The sequence below is a fragment of the Mesorhizobium sp. M7A.F.Ca.MR.362.00.0.0 genome (genome assembly GCF_004023175.1).
Taxonomy (GTDB): Bacteria; Pseudomonadota; Alphaproteobacteria; order Rhizobiales; family Rhizobiaceae; genus Mesorhizobium.
Genome location: NZ_RZTF01000304.1, coordinates 1 through 7,943 on the forward strand (window position 1 = coordinate 1; position 7,943 = coordinate 7,943).

General features: G+C 60.9%; 15 protein-coding genes. 10 read left to right on the forward strand and 5 right to left on the reverse strand.

Going from position 1 to position 7,943, the window contains the following annotated elements; translation table 11 throughout:
• A partial coding sequence (locus tag EOC06_RS40955) for a hypothetical protein (protein WP_206631263.1) occupies window positions 1–198 on the forward strand: 198 nt, incomplete at its 5' end.
• 63 nt (window positions 199–261) lie between these two features.
• Here the strand turns inward: EOC06_RS40955 and EOC06_RS27560 are convergent.
• Window positions 262–456 carry a hypothetical protein gene (locus tag EOC06_RS27560; RefSeq protein WP_128309263.1) on the reverse strand — a complete coding sequence of 65 codons (195 nt, stop codon included), beginning with the start codon at window positions 454–456 and terminating at the stop codon, window positions 262–264.
• 331 nt (window positions 457–787) lie between these two features.
• Between EOC06_RS27560 and EOC06_RS27565 the strand changes: the two genes are divergently transcribed.
• The 6 genes from EOC06_RS27565 to EOC06_RS27585 all read left to right on the forward strand — a co-directional run bounded on the left by EOC06_RS27565 (window position 788) and on the right by EOC06_RS27585 (window position 3,878).
• Entirely contained in the window at window positions 788–988 is a 201-nt protein-coding gene (locus EOC06_RS27565) for a cold-shock protein (protein WP_127323162.1), read from the forward strand.
• A gap of 144 nt (window positions 989–1,132) precedes the next feature.
• On the forward strand, window positions 1,133–1,402 hold the full coding sequence (locus tag EOC06_RS27570; protein ID WP_023809798.1) for a hypothetical protein: 270 nt from the start codon (window positions 1,133–1,135) through the stop codon (window positions 1,400–1,402).
• On the forward strand, window positions 1,399–1,680 hold the full coding sequence (locus tag EOC06_RS27575) for a hypothetical protein (RefSeq protein ID WP_128309264.1): 282 nt from the start codon (window positions 1,399–1,401) through the stop codon (window positions 1,678–1,680). The genes EOC06_RS27570 and EOC06_RS27575 overlap by 4 nt, the downstream gene beginning before the upstream one ends.
• Before the next feature lie 38 nt (window positions 1,681–1,718).
• Window positions 1,719–1,856, forward strand: coding sequence for a hypothetical protein (locus tag EOC06_RS40330; protein WP_164482279.1), 138 nt, complete (start codon window positions 1,719–1,721; stop codon window positions 1,854–1,856).
• A gap of 99 nt (window positions 1,857–1,955) precedes the next feature.
• Window positions 1,956–2,174 (forward strand): hypothetical protein, encoded by a 219-nt coding sequence (locus EOC06_RS27580; protein ID WP_128309265.1) that lies wholly within the window; start codon window positions 1,956–1,958, stop codon window positions 2,172–2,174.
• 150 nt (window positions 2,175–2,324) lie between these two features.
• Window positions 2,325–3,878 (forward strand): EAL domain-containing protein, encoded by a 1,554-nt coding sequence (locus EOC06_RS27585; protein WP_128309266.1) that lies wholly within the window; start codon window positions 2,325–2,327, stop codon window positions 3,876–3,878.
• A gap of 31 nt (window positions 3,879–3,909) precedes the next feature.
• Here the strand turns inward: EOC06_RS27585 and EOC06_RS27590 are convergent, their stop codons facing one another.
• Window positions 3,910–4,320: a Kazal-type serine protease inhibitor domain-containing protein gene (locus tag EOC06_RS27590; protein ID WP_128309267.1), complete on the reverse strand. Its 411-nt coding sequence runs from the start codon at window positions 4,318–4,320 to the stop codon at window positions 3,910–3,912.
• Window positions 4,321–4,810: 490 nt separating this feature from the next.
• On the opposite strand from EOC06_RS27590, the gene EOC06_RS27595 reads away from it, so the two are divergent.
• The 3 genes from EOC06_RS27595 to EOC06_RS27605 all read left to right on the forward strand — a co-directional run bounded on the left by EOC06_RS27595 (window position 4,811) and on the right by EOC06_RS27605 (window position 6,163).
• The gene (locus EOC06_RS27595) at window positions 4,811–5,023 is read left to right on the forward strand and encodes a cold-shock protein (protein ID WP_006202520.1); all 213 of its coding nucleotides are present in this window, start codon (window positions 4,811–4,813) and stop codon (window positions 5,021–5,023) included.
• A 318-nt stretch (window positions 5,024–5,341) separates the two neighbouring features.
• Window positions 5,342–5,554: a cold-shock protein gene (locus EOC06_RS27600; protein WP_013530020.1), complete on the forward strand. Its 213-nt coding sequence runs from the start codon at window positions 5,342–5,344 to the stop codon at window positions 5,552–5,554.
• A gap of 177 nt (window positions 5,555–5,731) precedes the next feature.
• Entirely contained in the window at window positions 5,732–6,163 is a 432-nt protein-coding gene (locus EOC06_RS27605; protein WP_127268420.1) for a BA14K family protein, read from the forward strand.
• A gap of 226 nt (window positions 6,164–6,389) precedes the next feature.
• Here the strand turns inward: EOC06_RS27605 and EOC06_RS27610 are convergent, their stop codons facing one another.
• The 3 genes from EOC06_RS27610 to EOC06_RS27620 form a co-directional block, all read right to left on the reverse strand.
• Window positions 6,390–7,028, reverse strand: coding sequence for an MBL fold metallo-hydrolase (locus EOC06_RS27610; protein WP_128309268.1), 639 nt, complete (start codon window positions 7,026–7,028; stop codon window positions 6,390–6,392).
• Window positions 7,029–7,164: 136 nt separating this feature from the next.
• Entirely contained in the window at window positions 7,165–7,482 is a 318-nt protein-coding gene (locus tag EOC06_RS27615) for a hypothetical protein (RefSeq protein WP_023809804.1), read from the reverse strand.
• Between the two features lie 145 nt (window positions 7,483–7,627).
• Window positions 7,628–7,943 (reverse strand): aminotransferase class IV (locus EOC06_RS27620; RefSeq protein WP_206631264.1); only part of this gene is annotated, 316 nt, incomplete at its 5' end.

A 7,943-nucleotide genomic window follows, 5' to 3' on the forward strand; every position in this document is an offset into this window, starting at 1 on the left:
CGCCAGCACCTGCCGGTAGATCGTCTCAGCCTCTTGCCGGCGCCCCGCCTGATGCAGTTGCAACGCCTGCTGCACATACTGGTCGAGGCCCAGCGGCGGCTGTCCGCCTGCGCCAGACCTGGCTCCCGCACCCGCCGCTCGTCTTTGATCTCTGTTGATGGGAAACCTGCCGTGTTTTATCCGCCTGTGGCGATCTAGGCCATTGGCGCGCCAGGTTCAAGGCTTCGCTTGCTGTCTCGTCCTTTCGTCGGTGCGGAAAGATCAAATCAGGCGATTGGTCTCGGCAACCTGCCTGGCACGCCGAACCGTTCCATCGGTGTCGGCGATCCTTCGCTTTGCCGCCTCGTCACTTCTGACAGTCAGCCGCGGCGACAGGACAACCATCGGCTTTGCCATTACCGGCTTTGCGACCGGCATGATCGTTACTGGGGTGCCTGTTGGCGTCTTTACGGACATCTCGAGGTCTCCTTCTTCAAATCACAAGAAAAATGAAAATACCGGGAGAATTATTCCCGATAAGCTTTAAACAGTTTTTGAATTGTATGAATTTGTATCATCATTTTTCTGATAGTTACAGCGCGCAATTTTTTGAATGAAGCCCAATTTTATTTTAAAATGCCTTGATTAAATTACAACAAAGGCCTATCTGTACAGGATCGCTTTGGGCCAGAATTGGCATCTCGCGGCGTCAGAGGTTCTCGACCCGCCAATCTCATTCCAAATCATCGATACCGGGCGCGCGGCATGTTCGCTCCGCGCGACCATTCTCATTCTTCGAAAGACCGACATGAACACCGGAACCGTGAAGTTCTACAATGGCCGGACCGGCTTCATTCAGCCGACCGATGGCGGCAAGGACGTCTTTGTCCATGTCAGCGCACTGGAGCGCGCCGGCTTCCCCGGCCTCGCCGAAGGCCAGAAGCTGCAGTTCGAGTTGGAGCGTGACACCAAGGGCCGCGAGTCGGCCGCCAATTTGCAATTGATCTGATCCGGCCGAATTCGATGAACGCTGACCACGGATGTACTGGCAGCTCTCGAAAGAGGCTTATTTCCAGCGACTGCCGGAAATAGGAAAGCGGGGCTCGTCCCCGCTTTTTTGTTTTCAGGACCGCTGCTTTGCATAGGTAAGACAATGCCGGACCGCACCACCCACTCCATCGCGCACTTCACCGCACCTTTCGTGCTCGGCGGACTGGAAGGGCAGCTGCCTGCCGGCGACTACGACATCGACCACGACGAAGAGCTGATCGAGGGCATGTCGCGGCTTGCCTGGCGCCGCGTCGCCACTTTCATCCATCTGCCGGCAAGGGCAGCGAAAAACCCGCCCACCAGCCAGCTTGTCGCCATCGATTACCTCGAACTCGAAACAGCGCTGAAGCGCGACAGGGAGAATGCAGCATGATCCGTTTCCAGCAGAATGCGCGCCCGCGCACCGACACGCCCGCGCACCAGTTTGCAATCGGTCAGACCGTGCGCATGAAGAGCCGCACCGGCCTCGTCCAGAAGACCGCCGAACTGTTCCAGATCAAGAGCAGGCTGCCGGTCAAGGATGGTTCGCCGCAATACCGCATCCGCAGCGAGCAGGAGACCTATGAGCGGGTCACCACCGAAGACAATCTCGAACCGGCAGATCCGGTTGTTGCCGACAACCCCGTTGTTGCCAGAAACCCGCTCGTCTGAGACCCCACCGCCAAGCCAACACTGAGCAGGAGCACGACATGTCCAAAGGTCAACAGCGAAGCAACCGCGAGACACGCAAGCCGAAGAAGGACAAGGTCGTGGCAAAGCCCGCTTCCCCGTTCGGTTCGTCGGTCAAGCAGGCGGAGAGCAGCTTGAAGCCGAAGTCGAAAGGCTGACAAACTGGAGGGCGCGCCCCGTGCGCCCTTTCCGTCGTCCTCTGTGAGGTGGCGAATTGACTGGACAGGCCTGCGCAATGCTCTGCCACGGAGGCGCGCTTGAATTTCGTCATCGAGTTCTACCGGTTGCGCGACGCCGACGAAGCCACTCTCGACAAGGTATCGCTGGAGGCGCCGAACCTGCGCGCCGCGCTGCAGGACGCCACCGCGCTGTTCCACACGCTGGCGATGACGCAAATCCCCGATCGCCTGCGCATCTGCGACGACAGTGGCAGCGAGCTCTATGCCGGCCCGGCCGACGGCGCCTATCCGGTTTAGAGTAGCGGTGCTGCCGCATGGCTCCATTAAAGTTCATGTAAGATCGACGCCATAAGATCCGCTTGAACCGGGCCGCTGCCGCAATTGGCGGCCCGAGACATTGCGGGCGACCACCCACGATCGCCGCTCATACCCGAAAGCAGGAGGCGCATGGACAGATCGCGCATCATCGTGACGGCGGTGGTGTTGGCCATGCTGGGCGCCATCTTGCCAATCGCAGCTATGTTTCATCTCGCTTGGATTCAGGCCGTCCAAAAGGAACATGGGCGGCTGCAGCTGTTCGCCAGCCGCGCCATCGCCAGGGCCGACATCTCGCTCAACGATGCGACCGCCGCCTTGCGGCAGATCGACCAGTTCACCGGCATCCGCTGTTCGGCGGACCATATAGCCCGTATGCGGCAACTCACCATCAACACGCGCCCGATCGAAGAAATGGGCTATTTCGAAAACGGCCTGCTCAAATGCTCTTCCTGGGGACCAACCGAAGGGCGCGTTGCGCAATCCACCCCTGACTTCACCACCAGGGACAGCATTGCCGTCACCGCCCGCATGCAGCCGGTGATGAGCGATGACCATTTTCTGATGGCGCTGCGATACAGGGATCACAACGTCCTTGTCGATCCGGTACGCTTTGTCGACGTCATCGTCGATCCTGGTGTCCAGATCGCCTTGACGACGCAAACGGGCATCCTGCTTGGCGCGCTGAATAGCCCGAATCCTGCCCGTATCGAGAAGATCATCGCCGGCCCCAGCGAAGGCATCGATGACGATCTCCTGTTTGCCGCGGCGCGCGGGACGGACTGGATTGCTGTCGCCACCGAACCGACAAGCCAGATCCTGGGCAGCGTTCGCAAGCAGCAATTCATGCTGCTCCCGCTCGGCGCCTTCATGGCTGCCTTCATCATCGGCGTGGTTGTGTGGCTGTCACGAAGGCGGCTTTCGCCCTTGGGAGAATTGCAGATCGCCGTGCGCAAGCACGAATTCATCGTCCACTATCAGCCGATCGTCGAGCTCAGGACGGGCAATTGCATCGGCGCGGAAGCGCTGGTGCGCTGGAAGCGGCCGAATGGCTCCCTGGTCCGGCCCGATCTCTTCATTCCGCTGGCGGAAGAGAGTGGCCTGATCACAGCGATCACCGATCAGGTCATTGCGATGGTTGTGTTCGACCTGAACATGCTCCTGGTCGCCGATCGCTCACTTCACATCGCCATCAATCTCAGCGCAACCGATGTCAGCACGGCGCGGGTCCTGCCCATTATCGAGAAAGCATTGCAGCACACCGGGATCCAGCCGCAGCAAATCTGGCTCGAGGCGACCGAACGCGGTTTCGTCGATATCAACTCGGCCCGCTCGACGCTCATTCGTGCCCGCGAACTGGGGCACGCAGTGGCAATCGACGACTTCGGCACCGGCTACTCCAGCCTGTCCTATCTCGAGGGGCTGCCGCTCGATGCGCTCAAGATCGACAAATCGTTCATCGATACGATCAGCACGAATTCCGCCACCAGTTCCGTCACCCCGCATATCATCGACATGGCCAAGACACTGAAGCTGAAGATCGTTGCCGAAGGCGTGGAGACGCAGGCGCAGGCCGACTATCTCGCCGAGCGCGACGTCGACTACGGCCAGGGCTGGCTTTTCGCCAGACCCATGCCCGCGTCCGAGTTCATCGCCTACTGTCGCCAGGTGAAGCCGACGGCTTGACGCCTGTCGTCCTCAACAACGCGCAGCGTTCTCAGCACGGCCCGTCGCCAACGACGCGATAGTCCGCGGCGCGGGCTTCGCAGGAATTGGGGAAGGTACGCATCTCGCCATGCCGGCGGCCGCAGACCGGAGCATATTCGCGGGTGCAGAACGTCTGCTCGCCACCGCCACCGCCACCGCCGCTGTCGCGGCACGGACCGTCGCGCACGATGCGGTAGCCAGCCCGGTCGGCAAGACAGGCATTGGCGAAGGTCTGGCGGTCGCCGCCGCGCCGGGCACAGACCGGCTCGTACTGCTTGCTGCAATATTGCGGCTCGGGCCGTGGCGGACGCGGGCGTGGCCCTGGTCCGTCATCGACGACAACGGTGCAGGCGGCAAGAACTGCCGACAGCAACAAGATGACAAAACCCTGCCGCGAAAAGATTGCCGCCAGAAATTTCATGATGATCTCCCACGATCGGTCCCCGGTTACCGATCCTCGCCATTCCCGTGCCAAATGCAACCCCCGTTTGAGCTCGGCAAACGACAACGGCGCCTGGACGCCAGGGAGGTCAGCGCGCCGCGATGTCTGGCCCATTCGTGGCCCGGCTCTGGCCGATGACCCGGCCAGCAAGCAAGCCTATGCCGAGCCCATCGATGCTCAGGTCAGTCGATTGATGCGTCGGGATGCGCCAGTACGGCGGCCCGCGGCGGTATCTTGCAACCATCACGTTTCCGTGCGATAAATTCCGTGTTCGGGCATTTGCGACCCGGAGAGCGGAACGTTTTGGACGACCTTTCCCCGATACTGTGAATCTCTGACGGCCCCGTTTTCGGCGGGGGGTTTGACCATGCGCCAATGCATGACTGCCGAAGCAACCACCGGGAACTGCCCTTTGCGCCAGGCGGCGGGCGGGACCACCAAAGACTGAACGGGTGAAGGAGTTTCCCCAATGGCCCAGACCGGCACCGTTAAATTCTTCAACGCGACCAAAGGCTTCGGTTTCATCACGCCCGATGGTGGCGCCAAGGATGTGTTCGTCCATATCTCCGCGATCGAAGCCTCCGGCTTGCGCACGCTCGTCGACGGCCAGAAGGTCACGTTCGACGTCGAGCCGGACCGCATGGGCAAGGGCCCCAAGGCCGTCAACCTCCGCGCAGCCTGAGCCATCGGCGCGCCGCATGTCACTCGGACGTGCGACGGAGGCTCCATGCCTGCACCTGGCTGGAGAGGGATCTGAATTTTGAAAGGCGCGGCGATCTTCGTCGCGCCTTTTCCTTATCGAAGGCGCGGGCCGGTGATGTCGCCCAAGCCGCCAGGTTCTGGGCAACGACTTGCATAAAACAAAGACCCAAAGCGTGCCGCAACGTGCTTTAGACGCCCGCAAAACTTTCTCTTGCCGATGACGCTAAAATAAAGGACAAATTTCCACTCGGGCATTTGCCGGCCCGAGACTGGAGTTTATGGGACAAAGGAGCTTCCCATGCCGCAGACCGGCACCGTCAAATTCTTCAACCATGCCAAGGGCTTCGGCTTCATCACGCCCGATGATGGCGCGAAGGATGTTTTCGTCCATATTTCAGCCGTGCAGGCGTCCGGCCTTCCCGGCCTGGAGGATGGCCAGAAAGTGTCGTTCGACACCGAGCCGGACAAGCGCGGCAAGGGACCCAAGGCCGTCAACCTGTCGGTCGGCTGAGCCGGCTTGGACCGGCGATGGTTTTCGCTCCCTGGAGGGCGTGTGACCTTTGACGCCTGTTTTGAATAAGTTCGTCGAAATCCGTTCAGCCCCCGTTCAGCCACGGTTGCATATTAGTCTTTGGTAAAGCCGGACCGCATCCCCGAAACTACACGGGCCGGCACGAAGGAGACCGAGATGAACCGAATTTTCAAGACCGCCGTCCTGGCCGCTGCCGTGGTCGCCACCACGCTTTCGGCCTTGCCCGCCGCCAACGCACGTGATTGGCGCCGTCATCATGGCCATCATGGCAACGGCGATGCCATTGCCGCCGGCGTGCTCGGCCTCGCGGCCGGTGCGCTGATCGGCGGCGCATTGGCCAATGACCGCCCGCCGCCCGACGCTGACCGCTACTACGATGACGGTTACTACGATCGTGACGTGGTGGTGCGCCCGGCCCCGGTCCGCCGCTACTATGCGGAGCCGCGGGTGGTCTACGCTGATCGTTATGCCGAGCCGTGGACGCGTGATTGGTACGAATACTGCTCGGACCGCTACCGCACCTTCAATTCCCGCACCGGCACGTTCACCGGCAATGACGGCGAACAGCATTTCTGCACGGCGAACTAAACCTGGGCCTCCCTGCCCCAACGGAAAAGCGCTGACCGCAAGGCCAGCGCTTTTCTGTTTGGAGCATCACAGGATTGGGGCAGGCGAATATCGGCACGCCCTACAGCAATTCCAGGAAAAGTGTGAAACGGTTTCCCGGGAAAAGCGCAAAGCGTTTTCCCTTGGGAATTGAGTCAGAACAAAGGGTCAGAGCGGCCCCGCCGTTTCCGTGAAATGGTGAATTGCTCTAAACGAGAAAAGGATTGGTCCGCCTCTCCTCGCCAAAACGTCCGCCGGGACCGTGGCCGCAGATGAAGCCGATGTCGTCGCCGAGCGGCAGGAGTTTGTCCTTGATCGAAGCGATCAGTGCCGCATGGTCGCCACCCGGCAGGTCGGTGCGGCCGACCGAGCCGCGGAACAGCACGTCGCCGACATGGGCGAACTTGGCCGCGCGGTTGTAATAGACGACGTGACCTGGTGCATGGCCGGGGCAGTGCAGCACCTCGAACACATGGCCGCCGAACGACACGGTCTCGCCTTCGGACAGGAACCGGTCGGGCACGCAGTTGCGCGCTCCGGCGATGCCGTAGCGCTTGCCCTGGTTTTCCAGATTGTCGAGCAGCGACTTGTCGGCCTCATGCGGACCGATGATCTCGACGCCGAGCGCCTCCTTCAACTCCATTGCGCCGCCGGCATGGTCGATGTGGCCATGCGTTATCCAGATCGCCCCGGCTGAGATCGCATTGTCCTTCAGCACCGCCAACACCTTGTCGATATCGCCGCCAGGATCGACGACGACGCCATGCTTGTCATCCATGTCGAACAGGAAGGTGCAATTCTGCTGGAACGGTGTGACCGGCACGATGCCGGCATTGAGCTGACCCATGATCGTCCTTTCGATGTTCACGGGTGATGTAGAGGCGCGGATAAAGGGCGTCCACCCTCGAAAGACGAACATCGGTAGTTCCGAAACGGAAATGGGCGGCCGAAGCCGCCCATTTGAAAAGACCTTAACGGCCCGCCTACTTCTTCATGGCGCCCATGACCGCGCCGAGAATGGCGGTCAGGATCGCGCCGCCGCCGGCGCCGCCGACGATGTTCTGCAGGTTCAGCGCGCTGCCGAGACCGCTCGTTGCTGCTGCCGCAGCCGCCGGATCGACCGCACCGCCACCCAGCAGGCTGCCGAGGATCGCCGCACCGCCGACGCCGCCAATGGCTCCGCCCAGGATTTTGGGAAGCTGACCCATCGCCGCCGTCTTGAGCGCCGCACCGACCGCCTGACCACCGATGACGCCAGTAATCACCTGTATGATGATCGGAAGAAGCGTGTTCATGTCCATATGATTAGTCCCTCCATAGCTGTCAGCCTCCCGGGCCGACACCATCATGAGACGCCGAATTGGACGAAAGTCAAATGCAGAAACGCTGAAATAAAAGGGGCGGCCCAAAAACCGCCCCTACTTCCTAAAAAAGCTGTGACTTTCGTTATTCTGCGGCGATCGCGTGCTTGGGCTGAACGGCCGCAGAATAGTCATTCATAAGATTCTTGGCTATTTCGCCGACCTCGAATCGGTAAGGCCCGATCTCGGAAACCGGCGTCACTTCCGCTGCCGTCCCGGTCAGGAAGCACTGCTCGAAGCTTTCCAGCTCTTCCGGCAGGATGGCGCGTTCAATCACCTCCAGGCCGCGATCCTTGGCCAGCCCAATGACCGTGCGGCGGGTGATGCCGTCGAGGAAGCAGTCGGGCTTTGGTGTGTGGATCTTGCCCTCCTTGACGAAGAAGATGTTGGCTCCGGTCGCT

What these genes read in the sequence shown, in the direction of transcription:
- EOC06_RS27560 (WP_128309263.1), bottom strand. Translation starts at nt 456, where the DNA reads ATGTCCGTAAAGACGCCAACAGGCACCCCAGTAACGATCATGCCGGTC.
- EOC06_RS27565 (WP_127323162.1), top strand. Translation starts at nt 788, where the DNA reads ATGAACACCGGAACCGTGAAGTTCTACAATGGCCGGACCGGCTTCATT.
- EOC06_RS27570 (WP_023809798.1), top strand. Translation starts at nt 1,133, where the DNA reads ATGCCGGACCGCACCACCCACTCCATCGCGCACTTCACCGCACCTTTC.
- EOC06_RS27575 (WP_128309264.1), top strand. Translation starts at nt 1,399, where the DNA reads ATGATCCGTTTCCAGCAGAATGCGCGCCCGCGCACCGACACGCCCGCG.
- EOC06_RS40330 (WP_164482279.1), top strand. Translation starts at nt 1,719, where the DNA reads ATGTCCAAAGGTCAACAGCGAAGCAACCGCGAGACACGCAAGCCGAAG.
- EOC06_RS27585 (WP_128309266.1), top strand. Translation starts at nt 2,325, where the DNA reads ATGGACAGATCGCGCATCATCGTGACGGCGGTGGTGTTGGCCATGCTG.
- EOC06_RS27590 (WP_128309267.1), bottom strand. Translation starts at nt 4,320, where the DNA reads ATGAAATTTCTGGCGGCAATCTTTTCGCGGCAGGGTTTTGTCATCTTG.
- EOC06_RS27595 (WP_006202520.1), top strand. Translation starts at nt 4,811, where the DNA reads ATGGCCCAGACCGGCACCGTTAAATTCTTCAACGCGACCAAAGGCTTC.
- EOC06_RS27600 (WP_013530020.1), top strand. Translation starts at nt 5,342, where the DNA reads ATGCCGCAGACCGGCACCGTCAAATTCTTCAACCATGCCAAGGGCTTC.
- EOC06_RS27605 (WP_127268420.1), top strand. Translation starts at nt 5,732, where the DNA reads ATGAACCGAATTTTCAAGACCGCCGTCCTGGCCGCTGCCGTGGTCGCC.
- EOC06_RS27610 (WP_128309268.1), bottom strand. Translation starts at nt 7,028, where the DNA reads ATGGGTCAGCTCAATGCCGGCATCGTGCCGGTCACACCGTTCCAGCAG.
- EOC06_RS27615 (WP_023809804.1), bottom strand. Translation starts at nt 7,482, where the DNA reads ATGGACATGAACACGCTTCTTCCGATCATCATACAGGTGATTACTGGC.